The sequence below is a fragment of the Exiguobacterium sp. S22-S28 genome (assembly GCF_043359615.1).
Taxonomy (GTDB): Bacteria; Bacillota; Bacilli; order Exiguobacteriales; family Exiguobacteriaceae; genus Exiguobacterium_A.
This window is the reverse complement of the sequence record NZ_JBHFFC010000014.1, coordinates 125995-146395: the sequence shown is the minus strand read 5'-3', so window position 1 is coordinate 146395 and position 20401 is coordinate 125995. Positions and strand designations below refer to the sequence as shown.

The window sequence follows — 20401 nt, the reverse complement described above, 5'->3', positions numbered from 1 at the left end:
GCATTAAGAAATGATTGCAAGAATTACTCAAAAAGAAAAAATAATAGGCAGCTGGATTGCACAACACTTACTTAATTATCTTAAAGATCATAAAAATAAAAATGCTGAAAAAGTATTAGTAAAAATAGAAGGAATTAATGAAGAATACTTTCCAGCCATCTTGAACGCTCTATTAGAAAATCAAGCTCAACTCAAAAGCTTTTATGAACCAGTGATACGAACTATAAAACAAATTGATGGTTATGATTCCTTTGTTTTAAATGAAAATGAAAATGGAGTATGGTTGCGAAATAATGTAAAAACGAATGAAGCATTAATTTTATTGATGAATGAACGAACACCAGAAGCTCAAAGCTTAAAAGATATTGTTTCTATTGATGAAACACAGTTACTATCATCAGATGGCTTTTTCAGTTTAGATCAATCTCTTCAAGAAAGAGGATATTTAGAACCACATCAGATAAAAGACTTACTCAAACTAATTGGAGCATATCAACATAGAGGAGAACTTGATTTACAACTTTCGATGCTTATTGCTTATATTGAAAGTGTGTTACAAGAGAAAGAAATATCCAATGATACATTTAAAGAGATTTTAGGGAAATCTTTACCTCATTTTCGATTATTTAAAGACGAGCATTTAAAGTTTGAGTCGTTAGAGGGACTTCGTAATCAGCTTAGAAAAAACTTTTTATTAAGTCACTTAAGAAAAAGTTTAGTAAATTATTTAGATACAGAAAAATTGATAAAAAATGTGGATAATTTCATTCGTAATGAAGAAAAAAATAATTTTTCAAGTGAAGTTTGGAAAAATTTTAATAACGATAAAATATTATTTTTAGAAAAAACAATGGAGTTTGTTGAAAGACGAAATAATGATCTTTTAAGTCTAGTTTCTTACAATGATGCAGAACGAATTTTTGGTTTTAAAGTGTCTAATTCTTTAAAAGATAAATTAAATAACACAAGAGATATAATTTTAGACAATTTTGCAGAAAAAATTAGAGAAGCAAAAAATATTGAAGAAGAGAACCAGTTAAAACAAGAAAAAATGGAAGATGAAAGTCGCTTTGATCGTGGTGTTGAAGCCGTAAATAGTAAAAATGATATTGAGGCAATTCGAGAATTTCGAGAAGAATATGAACAAGAACTTGAAAAAGAAGATATATTGAAAAAAATTATTAATATTGAAAATAAGCTTGAAAATCCATCTGAGTATATTGATATTTTTGAAGCGATTTTATCTGAAACCTTAGTGATGTTAGAGGAAATAGAACATGAAGAATTCAATGGTAACCTCTCCTTTGAAATTTCAATTGATCAAAACATAGAAGTTTCTGAAGAACAAGCTAGATTCTTTAATTTCCATCTGAAATCTTTATCAATGCTATCTTCAAACGTAATTGTTCTTTCTGAATTGAAAAGTTCCAATGAAGCATCAAAAGACATCGATGTAATTCCTGTTAAATTAAGACTCTTAAAAAATGAAAATTCGATATCGAAATCTATCGTTAAGGTCGATGCTAGTAGAATGTTAATTGAAACGAGTTTCTCAAAGTTTATTAATCAAATTCAAAACGGATTTTTACAGTCTATTGTTACGAAAAAGGGTACGCCAGTTGAAGAAGATTTTAATGAGTATTTGAATGAACAACAACATTATACTTTGATGTCTGATAAACGATTGTTAGAACCCATCGAGCAATTTAAAAAATACAATACAGAATACACTAGTATTCTTAAATCTATTATCGACGAAAATAGAGGAATAACCACTGAAGATTTAAATCGAGTAGCTGCCCTTAGCGAATCATTTCTAAAGTGTTCTGATCATGATGTAGATAGTGTTAGAAAAATATACTCACTTCTGAATGAAATTGGAACAATAAAGATTTTTGAAACTAAAAATGTTAAACAATCAGAAGTTGAACGGAAAATAGTATCTGTGTTCAATCCTATTAGATTTATTGCTTATGGATTTAAACTTATTCATTTTGGAAATTTACTCTCTAATATTTCTGATACGTCTGAACAACGTAATAAAATCCAAGATGTAGAAGATTTAAAGCAGTACAAAGAGTATCTAAGAGGATCGTTTACTAACTTAGCACCATCTTATTACGTATCTAAGGATGGGAATCATCTATTTGCACAAGATGAACTATACGGTCAGGGAACGTATATCGAGGGTGGAGAAGTTGAGAGTGTTTCTTCCCAAGCAACTTCCTTTGCGAAAGAAATTGAAAAAGTTACGAACGATTATGTTCGAGTTTATCCATATGCTGCCGATTGTTTAGATATTTTATTCTTATATGTTACCAATTTAGAGTTTGTAAAAAAGAGTGTGGAACAAATTTTGAAAAATGATAGTTTAAAAAAGTTAAACATAACAATTCACAGTCCTGCGAGAGCTGCAATGCTTTATGATGAGATCAATCAATGGATTCAATCGCAAGAAGAGTACATTAACGCTGTGGATTCGTTTGGTGAATTTCCTAGATTAGAAATCAATGTATTACCATTTAGCGATCCTAAAACACTTGAGGAAAAGATAGATACATCCATGCTAGACTTTGATTTAGCAGTGTTTATTGATTACTTCGGTCAAAGTGACAATTTAAAAATTCCACATCAATTTTACTCAGAAAGCTACAAAGAATGTGAGCTTACAGATAAAAATTGGGTCTTTTATGAGAATCGTGAATTTAAAGCTGTCAAAGAAGGTACTCGATTAATCAACTATGTTTCACCTAACCAACCAAAGTTGATGCAACAATTTTATAATATGCAAGCGATTTTGAAAGACGGATTAGTCATCGAACCTAACAAGATTGGTCTATTAAAAGGTAGATTATCTGTAACACGTACAGAAACAAATACACTATATAAACTTGCACATGAAAAGTTTAATTGGGTTGTCACTTACGATAGATTTATGGATCCTTTATTAATGAAACAAGTAGCCGAAGGATCGAATATTATTCGTTATCATGTAAATCGATTAGGAAAAGAAGAAATTAAAGTTCTTGTTTCCTCTTCAGACTCAATTAGAAGATCTTCAAAAGTGGATATGGAAGTCAATTATTACCGTGATCGTCTCCATAGTAGGTTAAAAGATCAGTTGAAAGTTAGTAGTATAGACATACAACAGGTTGATAAAGCTCTTAAAGTTGTAAAAGAATTATCCGGTGGTCTAGTGCTAAGAGCATTAGGACCTGGGAAATTTGTTAACGAATTTTTATCAGTATATTTAACTGTTCTACAGGATGGAAAGTCTGATGATACAGTAGTTTTATGGGATATGTGTGATGAATTAGAGTGGTTTAGAACCCGGCAAAAACGTCCGGATTTATTAAAAACAACCATTCAATATTTTCCTGAAACAGAAACGTATAATGTTAAATTTGATTTAATAGAATTAAAGCTTATACAGGAACAAAGTTATGTTAGTGAAGTAACTGACGCTAAAGTTCAATTAATATCAGGTGAGAAAACGTTGAAAAAATTCTTTAGAAGATTTGATTCGGCACTCGAAAGAAATCTATATTTAAATTCATTTTTGCTTCATTTAGAAGATAAGCGTGCATATGAAGAATTTGAATTAGCGATACTACATGAATTAAGAAATAACGAAAACATTCAAATCAATTTTGAATTCACAAAGTCAATTTATGCTTATATTCATAATAAAAATATTGAATTTGAGGGTCGTTCAGAACTTTCACCTGGACATTATTACGAAAGAGAAGACGAAAATGAAATAGCAGTAAATACTTTTACTAGATCATACATTTTATCTGAAATGAATGTTCCTGATCATGAAGTAAATAATGAACTGCAGGACGAAGAAGCATTATTAGAACAGGTTGCTATAACTGATGATAGTGAATACTTTAATCACTATACCCAAATAGATAACAGCAATCTTATTTTGACTGAAATACCGAAGGACAAAGTTATAGAGGAAAGCGACTTACAGAAGCAAAGTGAATCGAATATAAAAAATGAAATACGAGATATCGAATTAGTTAAAGATATTGAGGAATCTCAATACCCAGAAGATCACGCATTAAAGAACGTTCAAGCTCTACAAACAGAATCACTTGATGAAGCATTGAAAAAACAAGGGGATAGTTACGCGGACACTCTACAGACTAAACTTAGAATAAACAATGTTCAGTTTACAGTAGAACGAACTATCGTAGGTGCTAGTGTCATTCGTATTATTGGTAGAATTCCGTCGGATCAGAGTATTACAGCAGTTGAAAAGAAGGCTAAAGATATGCCTTTATGGCTGCATATCGATTCGCCACCAACTATTTTTAGTGATCGAAATGGTATCAATATAGACATTAATCGTAATGATCCTGATACAATTTTCTTCTCACAGTTCATGAAGTATGTTCGAAGAGATATCACAGAAACAGAACTGAAAAATGGTTTTCTTGTTCCTATTGGACTAAATCCTTTAAATGAAGTGATGTCAGTTGATTTTAACGGTACAGAACCTCATATGTTAGTCGCCGGATCAACAGGAAGTGGAAAAAGCGTAAGTTTGAATTCCATTGTCATGTCTATGATGTGTCTATACACACCCGAAGAATTGAAGTTTGTATTTATAGATCCAAAACAAGTTGAATTCTCTATGTTTGAAGATGTTCAGCATACTGATAAAGTATTGTTAGATTTAATGGATTCTGCTGATTATTTAGATGTTATGATTATAGAAATGGAAAATCGATATAGTAAATTTAAAGATGCTTATGCAAAAAATCTGAAAGAATATAATGAAGCGCTAATTGAAGAAAATAAATCATCAGAAGTTTTACCTCGTATTGTTATTGTTTTTGATGAATTTGCTGACTTCATGATGCAGGATAAAGAATTTGCACAACGCATCGAAACTGCAATCAAAAGGATCGGTCAAAAAGGACGAGCTGCGGGAATTCATATGATAGTTTGTACACAATCGCCTAAGGCGGAGATTATTAGTACTACTATTAAAAATAATTTACTAGCACGCTTAGGATTAAAAGTAACAGACGCAGTTGCATCGAATGTTGTATTAGATACAAGTGGTGCAGAAAATTTAGCAGGAAAAGGTGATTACCTCTTAAAGAAAGATAGAGAACCAGTTAGAGGGAAAAGTCCTTATTTAGAACCACAATCTTTACGAGCTTTAATGAGGTTCTTTAAAAATAACTAAACTTACAAAGTAGCCAAGAGTAATCTGGCTACTTTGCTTTGTTAAAATTAAGGTGGGTTACGAATGGGTTTTGGACAGCATCAGAGTTTTTACTTACGTCCGCATTGGCTGTATAAAGGATTAAATGAAATTAAAAGCGATACTCGCTTTTTTTATAATGACACACATTTTGAACAACTAGGTTTAGGGAAAAACATGGCGAAGTCAGCGAAGTATTGGTTACTCTCAACGGGTCTCATGGAAGAAAAAAAACAATCAGGAAAAACGGAACATCACCTTACTTCTTTGGGAGAATTAGTTGATAAACATGATAAATATATTCAACATCCCGTTACAAAAAGTGTTCTGCATTATACTTTAGCCTCTGATCCAAAAATCGCAACAAGTTGGTATTGGTTTTTTAATGTGTTTAGAGAATCAATTTTCGACAAATCGATATTGATAGAAACGTTAGAAACCTGGGTCAGTCATACACTAGAAAAATCAGTGTCTTCTAATTCACTAAAAAGAGATATTGATTGTCTCATTCAGATGTATAGTCCAAATAATCTTTCTTCTACTCCTGAAGATGTTATCAAAAGTCCGTTCGAAGAGTTAGGGTTGATAAGCAATACAGTTAAAGGTACTTATAAAAAAACACCACTAGATATGGCATTTAAGCTTGAAGTACTTTATATCACTTTTTTGATCTATACAGAAAGAAATGAACTCAATGAAGTGAGTCTTGATGAATTAATAGATGGTGAGAATCTATGGGGGAAAATTTTTAATCTTTCAAGGTCTGAAATTGTCAACTGTCTAGAGGAGATGCAAAAAAGGTATCCAATAATTTTTACTAGAACGAACCGTCTCGATGTAGTTAGAGTTACTGATAAAACTAGTTACTTAGATTATATGGAACGATTTTTTGAAAATGAGGTAGTGCTATGAAAAAGTTTCAACCTAGTATCAATGTAGTGTACGACACAGGAAAGTCCGAACTGTTTGATATGTTTGTTCCTAACAATGATCAGTTAGAAATTATGGAGAATATAATATCAAGTCTATCCAAAAAAAGCTTAGTCAATTCTCATCTTATGATTGGTCCATATGGAGCAGGAAAATCCATGGTTGGGGCAATTACCGCCTCGTTAATAACGGCAAGAAAAAACAGTAAAAATGTAAAATCGTTCTTATACAACGTGAGCGGTTTGAACAATGATTTATCGGATAAAATTAGAAATAATTTATACGAGAACAGTATCAAGTGGATTCCGATTACAATTACAGGTAAAAATGGACGAGTTGACGAAATCATTTTAGAAGCTATTCAGTTGAAATTAAAGTCAGAAGGAATTGTTTTATCTCTTAAAGGAGATAGTGAGCAAATTCTTCAAACGATTGAACTGTGGAAGAATGACTATAAAGATACGTATTTGAAATTAGTAAATTTGTGTACATCTTTTGGATGTACTATAGAGGAATTGATTCAAGGAATTACTATAAATGATGAAAGATTTATAGTGGAATTTAAAAAAATGTATGGTACTTTGACTTCTGGAGCTACATATATTTCAGAATCGAAAGCATCATTTGTTGAAAAAATTCAACACCTAACTAATCAATTATCTATAAAGAAAATGGGACTTTTTATTATTTATGATGAGTTTGGAAGGTTTCTTCAAGGTGTAAATCAGTCGTTGATTTTTCAAACCATGCAAGATTTACAAGATATCGCTGAATTTGCAAACCGGTCTTCGAACTTAGGCTTACTTTTTATTACTCATACAGGTCTTCGACAGTATTCAACAGAGAGTAATAACTTATCTAAAGAAGAATTAGAAAGAGTTGAAAAAAGATTTGAATCGCATCGGTTAGATAGTGATCCTTCTTTATTTTATAGAACAGCATTTAAAATACTTGAGATTGTTAAAGAAGATAACGAACCAAACTTATTTTTATTAAACGATATAGAAAAAATAAAGAACGATTTAAAAAAGTATAGTCTTTTTCCGGATATGGAAGTATCTGAAGTTGAGAACTTTATTTTAGAGAAGTGCCAGCCTATACATCCATTAACACTTAGATTATTACCTATTCTTTCGAATATGCTAGGACAAAACGATCGAACATTATATACATTTTTATCTCAATTTGATGAGACTAGTCTAGAGACTGATTGGTATTATGCGGATCAGTTATTTAATTATTTTTATCCAGATGAATCTTCATTTTATCTAATTGATGATTTAAAGTATTATCGACTATCAATGAGTTACCAAATATCAAACGAAGCAAAAAGACTGGTAAAGTTAATGACTTTATTGAATATATCTAATAAGCCTTTTAAACTTTCTGTAGATTTTTTATCCTTTTCACTAGGTAGCAATGAGATGAAAATACGCGAAAGCATAGAAGAACTGAAAAAAATAAAGATTATAAGATACAATCCGCTAGCTTCATCATATGAGTTATATAGTGGATCTATACTCTCTTTAGAATTCCTAATAGAAGAATATCGTTCTAAAACAGTTATAAATGATGGAACTAGAATTAAATTTTTAAATGATTTTTTACCTAACAAATATTTTCTACCTCATGAGTATAATAGCGTTAAAAGTATGACCCGTTTTGTGAAATCCCAATTTGCCTGGGGAAACGTTTTAAATTTAGATACCCCTATTGGTGATGGAATGATACTATATATGATCTATAAAAATGATCAAGAATTAAAAAATATCCAGGACTTCGCAATAAATCCTGAAAGAAAAGATATCTTAGTTTGCATTACGAAGTTAAACACTAAAGATTTAATTATTAAATTAGATGAATTTATGATCTTAGATCTTCTATTAAATACTTCAGAACTAATGCAACAAGATGAGAATTTAGAAGCGGAAATTTTGATTCATTTAGAGAATATAAGATTTGAAATCGAAAAACTTTTACGACCAATTAGGCATTTTGAGAAAGATAATTTAACTTGGTATATCAATAATGATGTTGTCAAAATCGATTCAAAGAATTCACTCGAAAAGAAAATTTCAAATTGGATGTTCGAGAGATTCCCAGCAACGCCGGAAATTAGAAATGAAGGATTCAACAAAAAGAATGTTACATCCATTCAAAAGAAAGCTGCTAAAAGTATCTTGTCTCAATTACTTTCACCTACATTTTCAGGTAGGTTTGATATCCAAGGATTTGGTCCGGATTATTTAATTTATGCAACTATGTTTAAAAATACAGGGATTGATACAAATAATCTAAGTCAAATAGCTGATGATAATCTGCTGAAATTAAGGTACGATTTACTCTCGTATCTCAAACAGAATAGAAGAGGTAAAATTGTTGGTTTATACGATTTATTGAGACATGAACCCTATGGCATTAGAGAACCACTAATACCACTATTACTAATAGCTCTATTAAAGGACGCTTGGCATCAGATGGCGTTTTATTCAAATGATTTTTATATCCATGAATTGAATGCAGATATGCTATATGAAATTTTAGAGTTAAGAGCAGATTTTTATGAATATGAACTATATGAATTATCTTCAGCAAATTTAAATCTACTCAAAGATTTAAATACTACTTTCTTTGATGGTACTTTATCAGAACAGCCTGTAATCATTTTTACAGAGCTAACCCGATGGTTACGGAACTTGCCAAGGTATACTCAAGTAACTGACCAATTAACTAATGCTGAAAATCAATTCAAAGAAATTATTCGACATAGTGAAACCGACCCACTAGCATCGGTTACTAATCTAGCAAAAATTATTGAAGATAGTCGTGATTTAAAGATTTTAAAATCAGGATTAGAAAACCATTTAAGTCTTTTGAAAGAACAGATTAAAGAAGAAGTTCTTCTTAAGATGGAAATCGAATCAAACGAAGACATCCATAAGTGGGCTGATAGCAATAAAGAACTTGTATTAAACAGCTCAATATTAGCTGGATTCGTTTCAGAGTACGCTCAGAATAAAGATTGGTTAGCGTATTTGATCGAAAAAATTGTCGGAGTTGCATTAAAAGATTGGTCAGATGTCACATATGATTCGTTTTGGATGAACTTCAAGCAGTTATTGATGACTAACCAAAATCAAGATGGATTAATAAAAATAGTGACTGACAATCAAACCATTATGGAAATTAAAGAAGTCGAGCTCTCTGTTAAAGGTAAGACTATCTATAACAATGTAAGCAGAATCGTAAATGCTGGTAGTAGAACGATGTCGGATGATGAAATTCGCTTCGTTGTGTACAAGATTTTAAGTGAGTTAGAATCTTGATAGATACTATGATCATCTAGGAGCTAAAGTACGTTTATTTATCAAGTTAAACTATACAAAAAGGTAGCGGATTTTATCCACTACCTTTTTGTATAGTTTTTATTTATGAGAAAGAACATACACAAGGAATAGTATCGTCTTTTTCACTTAAATATTTTTCAATTCCATCTCTATCCATCAGTTCTCTGTATTCACGCAATGTGAATGGTCCACCATTTCTCTTTAAAATAGAAACATCTTTCTCAAACTTACTACGGAAGCGTTCTTCCATAGCTTCTTGCTCCGCGTATTGCTCAGGCCAGACATTATATAAAAGAGCATAATGACCTAGGCCTCCTCGGACACATCGACCAGCACAGTTTGCGTGAGAAAAACCTAGACCATACATTCGCGGTAATGCAATTTTCCATTCGTCACGAATAATCTCTTTCGTATCAAGATCGCCTTTAAAAGTTTCAATCATAGGAAAACGTGTTTCGATCGGTTCAATTGGATTATGCTCGTAGAAATTTTGAAGGTTGATAGCTCGATGTTGCTCATGAGGTCCAATACCGAAATAAAGTATTGGTTCAAGATTATGCTCATCTCGGAGTTCTTCTAAATAAATCATTGTTTGACGAACCTTTAACTCCTCTGAGCATTTAGCCATACGTGAATTACCTAAGAATTTAACATCGTGGAAAACTTCATCAGGCGTTCTTCCATCTATTCGAGTAGTAATCTCCATACCGATATACTCTGCTACTTCATCCATGAATCGATAGTTATCGATATCTTCCCAAAGTGTATCAGTGAAAAAAAGTACGCAGTTCTCTTTTCCATATTTCTGAACGATATGATAAGCAACATATGCTGATGATGCACCGCCACTAAACATTGCTACGTGCACTGGCTTTCTACCAGATAATGAAGGAGTAGTACCTGCTTTTAATACACCAAGTGCTGATCGATCAGAGGTTTTTTGAGTTTTTACGTTATTCATATTCATTTTAAAACACCTCTCTCTCGAAAACAAAATATCCATTTATTTTCTAATTATAAGTATAAAGCTCATTTCTAATAAAAAACAATGATATGTTTTGTGGCTTCAATTATCTAGTAGATACTTCTCTCCATTCTTCCTAATCTTATCTACCACAATCTCTTCTACATCTACATTTAACTCACTACACAACGTCAATGCATAAATTAACACATCGGCAATTTCTTCTTTGATATTTTCCTGATTTTCTTCCCACGCTTCTTCGCTGGTTCGCCACTGGAAGGCTTCAAGTAACTCGGATGCCTCGATGGACAAAGAAATCGCTAAGTCTTTTGGATTATGGTGTGGTCGCCAGTTTCGTTCGTCACGGAAGTCATCGATTTTTTGTACTAATGCTTTGATTTCGTTCATAGCTGTGTCTCCTTTAGTTGTAATAATCGTGCGCGTAATTGAGGGTTCGTTGCGTACAGATAAAGCCCTTTGACGCCACGCTTCAGCAGAACGTTCAGGGAATTCAAAATGATTTCTTCCTTGGCACGTTCGTTTTCTGACCGACTCAAGTCTTGGCGGGAAACAAATGCTCCGGTGTCTTTGTATGACGTTGGATCGAGCTTCAATTGTTGAGTCGTTTCATCGTACTGAATCGACGGACCGAGGACGACACCGACGTAGTTTAAATCAAATCCTTGAATGGTATAAATCGATCCAACTTCTCGAATCGTTTCCGGTTGTTCTGCCCATGTTGTATGGGGGTAAGTACGATTCCACGGAAGGTTGATTCCGTCTTCGTTAACAAAGTAATCGGCCCCATCTTTTTTATCAAAATTAAGCGAGAATACTCCCACTTCTAAACGAAGTGAAAGTGGGAGATGAATCGCCAGCCTGCTTTTCGGGTATATTTTCCTTAAAGGAGGTGAAAAATGATGTTGAAGCACAAGGCCTACAAATTCAGAATCTACCCCACAAAAGAGCAGGAAATCCTGATCGCGAAGACGATCGGGTGTTCACGCTTCATCTTCAACCACTTCTTGGCGAAGTGGGATGAAATGTACAAGACCACTGGAAAAGGACTGTCCTACGGTTCTTGTTCCAAAGAAATTCCTTTGTTGAAGCAGGAGTTCGACTGGTTGAAAGAAGTTGATAGTACCTCTGTTCAGATCAGCGTCAAACATCTTGCTGATGCGTTTGACCGCTTCTTCAAGAAGCAGAACGAACGCCCTCGATTCAAGTCGAAGCGCCATCCCGTCCAGTCGTACAAGACGAACATACAGGGAAAGTCTCAACTTCCTGAAGTCTCTATTGGATGCAATAAGCTCAAACTTCCGAAGCTGAAATGGGTACGTTTCGCCCATTCGAAACACATCATAGGCCGTATCTTGAACGCCACGATCCGACGTAACGCTTCAGGCAAATATTTCGTCTCCCTGCTCGTCGAGCAGGAGATCAACGAGCTGCCGAAGACCGGTTCATCTGTCGGCGTCGACGTCGGACTCAAGAACTTCGCCATCCTGTCGGACGGCACCGTATACCAAAACGACCGTTACTTCCGTTCGCTTGAGAAGAAACTGGCGCGCGAACAGCGTAAGCTCTCCCGTCGTCAACGCATCGCCCTGAACAAGAAAATCACGCTTTCTGAGGCGAGAAACTATCAGAAGCAGAAGCGGAAGGTCGCCCGTATCTATGAGAAGATCGCCAACAAGCGCACTGACTTCCTGCACAAGGTATCGACCGAAATCGTCCAAAACCACGACGTCATCGGCATCGAGACCTTGCAGGTGAAGAACATGCAGAAGAATCGCAAGTTAAGTAAGGCCATCTCGGACGTCAGCTGGTCCGAGTTCTTCCGCATGTTGGAGTACAAGGCGGACTGGTACGGGAAGACCGTCGTAAAAGTCGGCAAGACCTTTGCTTCCAGTCAACTGTGCTCCAGTTGCGGACATCAACATAAAGACGTGAAACATCTTGGCTTACGGGAATGGACATGCCCGAGTTGCGGCATCCATCACGACCGGGATGTGAACGCAGGACTGAATCTCAAACAAGAAGCCGAACGTATCTTAGCTTCTTCAACCGTCGGGACGACGGGGTTAGCCTGATCAATTTTCGACCGTTAGGTCGGATAACTCAGGAATCCTTCACCTCTAAGTAAAGCGTAGGTGGAGGTAGTTCAAGCAGGTAGTCAAACGTCGAGACGATTCGGGATAGCCCGTGCTGTTCGTTTTTCGAGAAAATCGCCTGCTTAAAGACTTCCGGGTCCTCGAAGATTTGTAAATCATAATTTAAATCACTCGGAATCGGTAAGAGCTCGCGTTCCACAAAACGATTGATCCAGTGCAATGTCTGCTGACTCGCTTGCATCCGGAATTGATTGGATAATTGCAACATCTTTGTCGAAAAGGGACCGACGATGTCTTGCAATGTCGTATGTCCCCAGTGACTTTTAATCTTGAGGACCTGTTTCGGATCAAAGATCAGAATCGTGATTTTACTGCGTGTAATGATTTCATGCAGCTGATTTTGTTGGTGGAAATTGTTGTAGACATCTTCTTTTGTGAGTAACAGATGGGCTTCGTCCACGAGCACGATGTCCGCAGTCCGCTTTTGTTTATCTAATGTATTCAAGAAGGGTGTTGGCTTCTGAAACTGCTTTTTCTTTAAGTTCGGTAGGCTGCCAGCAATCGATTTATACGTCTTGAGCATTTCACCATGGTTGACGAGCAGGTAGTTATCCGTCTGATACAGTGCAGAATCGGCTTCTTTCGTTAAATCCTGGATCGTATTGAACAAGGAGCTGAGTAACACACTTTTTCCTGTTCCGGCGTCACCTTCAACAATAAAAACATGGTGACCGGTTTCGGTGATTTTTGTTTTACAAAATTTTAAGATTTCCTCTTTGACTTCCAGTTGTTGCTCAGACAATTCACGAAACGGAGAGAGTTTGTAGACGTCTTTGTTTCGTAACTAATCGAGTGTTCCTTCCGCAATCTGCTCCTCACGTAACTGGTGCCAAATGTTTTCAAAAACCGTCTCATTGAAAAAATCTTTTCGGAAATAGTTGTGCATCTGACGGGAGACAGTTTGGCTGACATTTTGCAGTGTATAGCGACCGTCTGCAATTAAAAAGTTAATCAAATTGGATTCGATATTGTAAGTAGCCGATTGGTTAAACTGTTCATGCCCAATTAAAATTGATTCGTCGAGCTGCTTCCGACAAGAATCTTTTAAATGGGCTTTTAACCGTTGATTTTTTTGAACCGTTTGTCCGACGTAAGCTTGTGCTTTTGATCGGTTATACAACAGATAAACGATTGGATAATTGTCTATGTAGAGCGTTCGACTACGCGTTAAATCAGCGTAGTTAAACCGGTACTTTTCAAAATAAAGTTTCTCCAAAACATGTGTCCATCCTTCCAGTGATGTTACAAGGTGTATAAAAAGTAATCCTTGTTAAATATAGCATGACACGTGAATAATTGTTATTTAAAGGGAATTTAGTTCGGGGGGGATTTAAAAGAACAGCCCGTTGTGGACTGTTCCTTTTGCTTATACATACTCAATCAATGCTGGTTTAATCTCCATCTCTTCAAGCGTCGTCCATAATGATTCCATTGCACGATCTGCGTCTTGATAGAAATGACGACCACGGACACGCCAAAAGTTCCAGCCCGCCCGCTCCAAGACTTTTTGTCGGAACATGTCCGCTTCATACGCATCTGGTCCGTGCCAACGTTCACCATCACATTCGACAGCAAGTCGGTTGTGTTCCCCTTCGACGACAAGATCGATGCGGTAGCCGTTGACTTGGACTTGAGGCGTGACGAGGTATCCGCGAGCGACCAGACGACGGTAGACGGCTTCTTCGAATGGTGAGTCAAAGCGATGTTTGACGCTCTCGAAGGAAGCTTGGTCACCGAGTGGATTTTGACAATAACCGAGCAACTTATAACGCATGCAGTTGCTGTTGCCGATGTCATTCAATGAGACCGAATGGAACAGAATCATTTGATCACGGGCCCGGCTCGCTGCGACATTAAAGCGTTGGCTATCGGTTTCTTTTGTCATCGCCATGAAGCGTTTGTTTGGGGCGACGACCATTGAGAGCAGCATGACGTCGCGCTCGTCTCCTTGGAAAGTGTAGGCATCCCCAAAACGGACTTGATGTTGCATCAATGTCTCGATTCCGATTTCGGCCGTTGCGATCCGTTCAATCTGATTGGCCTGGGCGTTACCGAGTAAGGAGACGACACCAAACGTCCGATTTTGATAAAGCGGATCTTGCATCATTCGTTTCAGTTCAGCGACGATGGCACGTGCTTCCGGTAAGTTCACCTTGTCCATCGTCGTCTCGTCGACGTATCCATCATGAACAAAATGATTTTTGACGGCTGGATTCAGTCGTTCAGCACGTTGGGGCAAGCGGAGCGGGACAATCGTTCCGTCATAGACGTGAGCGTTGCTGAAGCCAATGATTTCTGGTACACAGCGGAAGTGTTCCCGTAAGCCGACTTTCGTACTGAACTTAACGGAGGCAAGGGAATAGAGACTACTTGTCCCATCAAACAAGGTCATCGTCGAATCGTCCCCGAAATACGTTTTTCGTTTTTCTTCGACATTGTCGCGGTTATCAAAACTTGTTGGACTAATCTGTCGGTCATCCCCGACGATGATCGCTTTTCGTGCCCGCGACAGGAGCGAAATCGCATCCATCGTACTTTGCGAACTTTCATCAAAGATGATGACGTCAAAGAGATCGCTCTCAGCCTTAAAGGATTCAAGGACACGGTTGACCGGCATAATCCAGACCGGAATCGCGTCTTGGGCCTGCATCATTTGCTTGGCAGCTTCTTTCCGGTAACGTGGTGCATGTTTACCCGTTCCTTTTCCGACTTTTCGAATCAAGGTCGCCCAACTATTGAGTTGTTCTTGTTTCGAAGGCGTCATTCGTTTGAGTTGCTCTTTCCAAGCGAGTGTCGCACAGAGACGAGCGACGGTCTGTCCTTCTTCTTGCTCAAGACGATGGAGCTGCTCGCGTTCGTCTGCATCACTCAAGGCTTCAAGTCGACTCTTGACGTAGGCAAGGTGCCACGCATCACGAAGTTCAAGCGCATGAAACGTTGGAGCACTGTTCGTTCGTAATGCCGTGAGCCAGTTCGGAGCAGCCTGTTCCAACGTGTTACTAAGTGTTTGTAAGCGACTTGCCCGATGCTCATTCGTTTCCAGGAGTCGTAATTCTTCATAAATCACTGTGTAGCGAGTAGCATCCCAATCACGAATCGCTTGCTGTAGCTGAATAGTGATAGGGTGGGTGAGTTCTGCTACATCGAGTAAAGATAACCAGGTTTGTTGCTGCTCGTGCAGTTCATCTAGACGCTTTAGTTCAAAGAGTGCCTCTAGGGCATTGGTTTGAAGTCCGAGCCAATCTGATTCATACGTGAAGTCATGATTTTCATAACTTGCGTGTAATGGACGGAGGACTTGCGTAAAGTGTTGCATGATACTGTCAAGTTGGCGGAAAACATCGAGCGCTTTTCGGTACGTCGTTAAAGGACCAATCGGAATTTCAATGGAATGGTGTTCAAAGCGATGCTTAAACGTCCGCTCGAGTTTCCGAAGCGACTCTGTATACGTCAAATGTTGCAAGAGTAACGTAACATCTGCGGCACTCGCCATCTTCTTCCCGTCAATCGTCACTTCATCTAAAAGAAGGGCGTATTTTTTTCGTTTTGTCCATTTAAAGAACATCCCATCGACCTTGTTTGCTTCAAACAGGGGCAAGAGTTCCGTTGCGAGTACAGATACATCTTGATCAGTTGTCGGAAGAGCGAAATCATGCAACGAAACGGTCCGCTCGAGCTGTTCAATCTCAAGAAGTGTCTGTTCGAACGTCAATCGATCTTGCTCGAGCTCATCGAAATCAGAAGGATGCATCAGCCAATGACGATATAAGGCAAGCGTCCAGTCTTCAAGGTTCGTATATTGTTGAACGGACTGCTTGAGCCAGTCGAGCAGTTGATGTTTGGTCTCATCCGACGCAGATTTCATCCATGCAACTGGTAAAGCAGTCGGTTCGATCAGTCGGAGTGCCGTTACTTCGGCGACGAGTTCTTCGAAGGTCAGGGGTTCCGCAAACGCCGTTCGTGTTGGTCGGCGACCGAGAATCTTGAGTTCGGCAAGTGCTTCTTGATCCTGCATCAATTCATACAGTTCTTGAATATCGATGGCACTCATCGGTGCTTCTTCAGACAAAAGCGGTGTTGGAATCTGTGTCGAAATCGTGGATTGACTCATCCATTTTGCCCACTCGAGTGGCGTCTTCGTTTCTTGACCAATCGTAAGGCCATCGTGTTCGATAATGGCTTGATCAAGCATCATCCGACGCGTCGCCGCAATCTCGCGACGAATCGTTTCAAGATGATTCCGAATCGTTGTGGCACTTGCTTCTAGTTCGTCAGCTGACGTCTTATTCAAATAGCTCGAGATACCATGTAAAGATGTTTCCGTTTGTTTAATCGTCTTGGAATCAGCGCCTAAAACAGAGACCGCCAGTTCACGGATTTCAGCAGGCAATTTATCGCGGAGGACCGTTAAGGCATGTTCTTTTTCACTTGTGACAAGGACTCGTTTCCCGTGAGCGAGAAGATGCGAAATCAAGTTGGAAATCGTGTGGCTTTTTCCGGTACCCGGCGGCCCTTGAACGACGACACCTGCATTATTACTTAACTGCTGAAGAATTCGTTTTTGTTCTTCATTGTAAGGAAGCGGGAATAAAATCTCTTCGCCGACAGCCTGCCACTCGGTACGATCTTGTTGATCTAGGGCAGCAATCGCTGCATCGTCTGAAGTAAAGAACTGTTCGAGAGCAGGTGACAGCGGTAAGTCCTGCTCGATCGCTTCCGCAAGATGTTCATGCTCTTCGACCCAACTGTGATTGGATTTTGGACGCCGATAAAGGCGGACACCTGGCATGACGTAAACATCAGCTTCTTGCGCATAAGCATGGTCCGCATGTAACAGCCTTAAAACCTGTTCGCTTCGTTCTTGGAGTTGCGTTTCGTCCCAAGGGTTAAAATCGAAGGCATGGTCTTCCTTGAAATCGAGTTCGTATTCCGAGAGCTCTGCTTTCATCCAGACACTGTCCCAGTTCAACATATCTAACTCAAGTTTCGGAAGAGTTGGTGTCGTTTCAATACGGAACACACTTTTTTCAGTATCAAACTCAATGACAGCGGGACGGACGAAAAGTGGTCGTTGAATAGATTGTGTTGGCCAGTGCAGGTGACCGAAGGACCAAACGATTTCATGGGTATCATTATCAGTCGTTTGGAACTGATACATCCGGTACATCAAGTCATAGAGTGATTGTGCCTTTTCATGCTGACGTTTTTTCTCTTTCCATTCACGAGTAGCTAATTCGTAGGTTGTCCAAAGTGACGTTAATTCTTCTGGAAGAGAAGCCTTTGGTGTAACGTCGTCACCGGTCGTCACAGTCCATTCGCTTAATTTACTCGGGAGGGTAGGACGATCCATCGTGAAGGCAGGATGAAACTTCACTTCGACGATAGTTTGCTGACTTTCATCGCTTGTTGAAGTGACGTTCGGAAAGTTCATCGTCGTCTCATCTAAAATCGTTGTATACGTTTTGGTATCTCGTTGTGTTTTCAAACCAAGCTTCTTGACGGAAGCCATGAATTGAAAAAGGTTGATTGCTTTTGAACGGGTAGTGCTCATTACTAGGTAGCTCCTTATATGTAAATTTAAAAGTTAGGAAATTAGAGGTGGTTTATTGAAAAACGAGGCACTTAATTCCTATTTTTTAGGACAGTATTAGTATACAAGGAAACAGGATGAAGAGAATAGTAGGGAGCAGAAAAAAGACTTTCCGAATTGGTCTTCGGAAAGTCAATCTAGAGGGATAGTGATTGCATTATTGGTAGAAGAATCGACAGGGTTACCTGTAGCAGGATCGGTCGGTAAACCAATCAGAAAATCAAAGGAATCGAGAGTATCTGCAGATTCTTCCATGAAAACATAGTAGCTCCCTCGATCTTTCGTACCTGCTCGAAGAAGCGGGAGGTCTGTGTTTGGATCATAGCTTCGATTTAACGTAAACTTTCCGACGGGATTATACTCATTTGTTCCATTGTTAATAAAGGTACTAGCAAAAGAATAGTAGTAGTCTTGTGGGGTATCATTTTGAACAGTCACAGATACTTTCAACACAGAGATAGGTTCGGCATCAAACATGAATTTCTTCACGAATGGTTCATAGGCAGTGACTTCGCCAACTTCAATTTGATTGATTTCATAAAAGAAGTTTGGAGCAAGTTCGATTTTTTCATTAACATTTTGAAGGTTTACCGGGGTATAGGAAGCGTAATACTTTTTAGTTTGATCATAGACCTTTTCTTCTAGGGCTTCTGCTGCATCATCTGAAGTTTCTTGTACAGATTCATCTTCTGCCTCTTCTATGATAGGCTCCTCGACAGGTTCTTCAGAAATTGGTTCATTTTCAGTGTCGGCATCAGTATCGGTAGAAGCGGGAGCTGCTGTTGATTCTGAATTTGTTACAGGAGTAGCAGATGAAATAACTTCATATGAAACTACTATGAATAAGATTCCAAAAGGTAATGCATATTTCCAAATACGAGGTAAACCTTCATAGGAGAGATGTTTTAATAAAAACAATCCGCCCACAAAAACACTAATGATACCAATGCAGAGTACGATATAAAATACATTCTCAAAATGAAACAGAGTCGCAAATGCGGTTAGTAAGTATAGAAGAAACAAAATGGCTGCAGGAATGACAATCTGAGGGGAGAGGCGGCGTTTCGAATATTTATAGAGACAGTAAAAAATCCATAAAAACAAAGAGAAAACCGTTAAAAATAAGAGCGGCAGCAGTATGATTTCGAATTGACCGTTTTGACGATAGAGGATGTAACCATTCAGGATAGAAGTCAGAAACAAAATGCTACTTAACCAGAGTAGAAGCGTCGCGTCAGTTAATTTTTCAGGAGGTCTCTCACCTTTGACGACTTGCAGGCGATAAATGATAGCGGCAACGAGGATGGCTAAAGATATGGAGTGCAAAATCTGAACTAGGTACTGCATGCTAATCTCCTTTCTATACGGAAAACAGCGAAGAACCATTAGTAATATTTCCCCGTATTTTACTAAAAACAATCAACTTACATATATTAAATTAAAATAGGAAGGGAAATTTATATTGAATTATTTATTTTTGTAGTTTATTGAAATCTAGTTGCTAAAGTCTAATGAATCTTTTTGAGTAATGGTATTTTACAATTTTTCAGTTTACTGTTCAGCGCGGTAATAAAAAAAGAAACGGATCAATTGCCCCATTCCCGATATGAAAAGAAAATTACCTAATTGGAAGAAGAAACATGTCATCTTTCATTAAGAAAGTCATTTCGCTAATGCTTTTACTTTCACAAGGAGGTCGTCAGAATAAGCTCCTTTGGAGAGGGAATTGATTAACTCCAGAAATGATGCAGCTGCTTGTTGGAAAGCGCGAATAAACTCCGCTGTCTTATAGACGACTTCATCTTGATCGATTCTCAGTGACAAGCTGTGACTCGAGTGCTTTTTGAACGTAACCTCTATGGGTGTGTTGGGATAATAGAAGGTAGCATAATCTTTTTTCAGGTAGCAATCTAGAGCTTCTGTATAGTACTGCCAAAGAGGTGCAAGTTCATCTGAAGCATCCATACCTTGTATTAATCCGTTTCGGTCGTGTGAGAAAGCAATGATACCTTCTAGATTCAAAAATCCGTCTTCGAGCCAATCTTCTTTTTTGTTTACATAAGATTGAATGCGTTCATGTTCCTCAATACTGAGATGACATTGTTCATTTTCTAAAAAAATAAAAGTTTGAATGTTCAAGCAGTATCCTCCTTTTAATTAGTAAGTGCAATC

The 20401-nt window shown here is 37.7% G+C and carries 11 protein-coding genes and 1 pseudogene; 4 read left to right on the top strand and 8 right to left on the bottom strand.

Annotated features, from left to right (window positions below; translation table 11 throughout):
* Positions 1 to 10: 10 nt before the first annotated feature.
* From ACHA8N_RS03960 to ACHA8N_RS03950, 3 genes are all read left to right on the top strand, one after another.
* On the top strand, positions 11 to 5206 hold the full coding sequence (locus tag ACHA8N_RS03960; protein WP_393964796.1) for an FtsK/SpoIIIE domain-containing protein: 5196 nt from the start codon (positions 11 to 13) through the stop codon (positions 5204 to 5206).
* A gap of 63 nt (positions 5207 to 5269) precedes the next feature.
* Complete coding sequence (locus ACHA8N_RS03955) at positions 5270 to 6136, top strand: DUF4007 family protein (RefSeq protein WP_393964795.1); 867 nt, start codon at positions 5270 to 5272, stop codon at positions 6134 to 6136.
* Positions 6133 to 9480, top strand: a complete 3348-nt coding sequence (locus tag ACHA8N_RS03950) for a hypothetical protein (RefSeq protein WP_393964794.1) — start codon at positions 6133 to 6135, stop codon at positions 9478 to 9480. Before ACHA8N_RS03955 ends, ACHA8N_RS03950 begins: the two co-directional genes overlap by 4 nt.
* A 103-nt stretch (positions 9481 to 9583) precedes the next feature.
* On the opposite strand, the gene ACHA8N_RS03945 is transcribed toward ACHA8N_RS03950, so the two are convergent.
* The 3 genes and pseudogenes from ACHA8N_RS03945 to ACHA8N_RS03935 all read right to left on the bottom strand — a co-directional run.
* Positions 9584 to 10462 (bottom strand): phosphoadenosine phosphosulfate reductase domain-containing protein, encoded by an 879-nt coding sequence (locus tag ACHA8N_RS03945; protein WP_393964793.1) that lies wholly within the window; start codon positions 10460 to 10462, stop codon positions 9584 to 9586.
* 105 nt (positions 10463 to 10567) lie between these two features.
* A complete protein-coding gene (locus tag ACHA8N_RS03940) occupies positions 10568 to 10873 on the bottom strand; it encodes a nucleotide pyrophosphohydrolase (RefSeq protein ID WP_026830649.1) in 306 nt (101 codons plus the stop codon).
* Positions 10870 to 11280 (bottom strand): annotated as a pseudogene (locus ACHA8N_RS03935) (DNA/RNA helicase domain-containing protein); the annotation flags it as partial. The gene ACHA8N_RS03940 and the pseudogene ACHA8N_RS03935, both read right to left, overlap by 4 nt.
* A 105-nt stretch (positions 11281 to 11385) precedes the next feature.
* Between ACHA8N_RS03935 and tnpB the strand changes: the two are divergent.
* Positions 11386 to 12558 (top strand): IS200/IS605 family element RNA-guided endonuclease TnpB, encoded by a 1173-nt coding sequence (tnpB, locus tag ACHA8N_RS03930; protein ID WP_393964792.1) that lies wholly within the window; start codon positions 11386 to 11388, stop codon positions 12556 to 12558.
* A 28-nt stretch (positions 12559 to 12586) separates the two neighbouring features.
* Here the strand turns inward: tnpB and ACHA8N_RS03925 are convergent, their stop codons facing one another.
* From ACHA8N_RS03925 to ACHA8N_RS03905, 5 genes are all read right to left on the bottom strand, one after another.
* A complete protein-coding gene (locus ACHA8N_RS03925; protein ID WP_393964791.1) occupies positions 12587 to 13381 on the bottom strand; it encodes a DNA/RNA helicase domain-containing protein in 795 nt (264 codons plus the stop codon).
* 42 nt (positions 13382 to 13423) lie between these two features.
* Complete coding sequence (locus tag ACHA8N_RS03920) at positions 13424 to 13855, bottom strand: GIY-YIG nuclease family protein (protein ID WP_393964790.1); 432 nt, start codon at positions 13853 to 13855, stop codon at positions 13424 to 13426.
* A 150-nt stretch (positions 13856 to 14005) separates the two neighbouring features.
* Entirely contained in the window at positions 14006 to 18190 is a 4185-nt protein-coding gene (locus tag ACHA8N_RS03915) for an AAA domain-containing protein (protein ID WP_393964789.1), read from the bottom strand.
* A 171-nt stretch (positions 18191 to 18361) separates the two neighbouring features.
* Complete coding sequence (locus tag ACHA8N_RS03910; RefSeq protein WP_393964788.1) at positions 18362 to 19576, bottom strand: hypothetical protein; 1215 nt, start codon at positions 19574 to 19576, stop codon at positions 18362 to 18364.
* 315 nt (positions 19577 to 19891) lie between these two features.
* Positions 19892 to 20368: a hypothetical protein gene (locus tag ACHA8N_RS03905; protein ID WP_393964787.1), complete on the bottom strand. Its 477-nt coding sequence runs from the start codon at positions 20366 to 20368 to the stop codon at positions 19892 to 19894.
* Positions 20369 to 20401 lie beyond the last annotated feature (33 nt).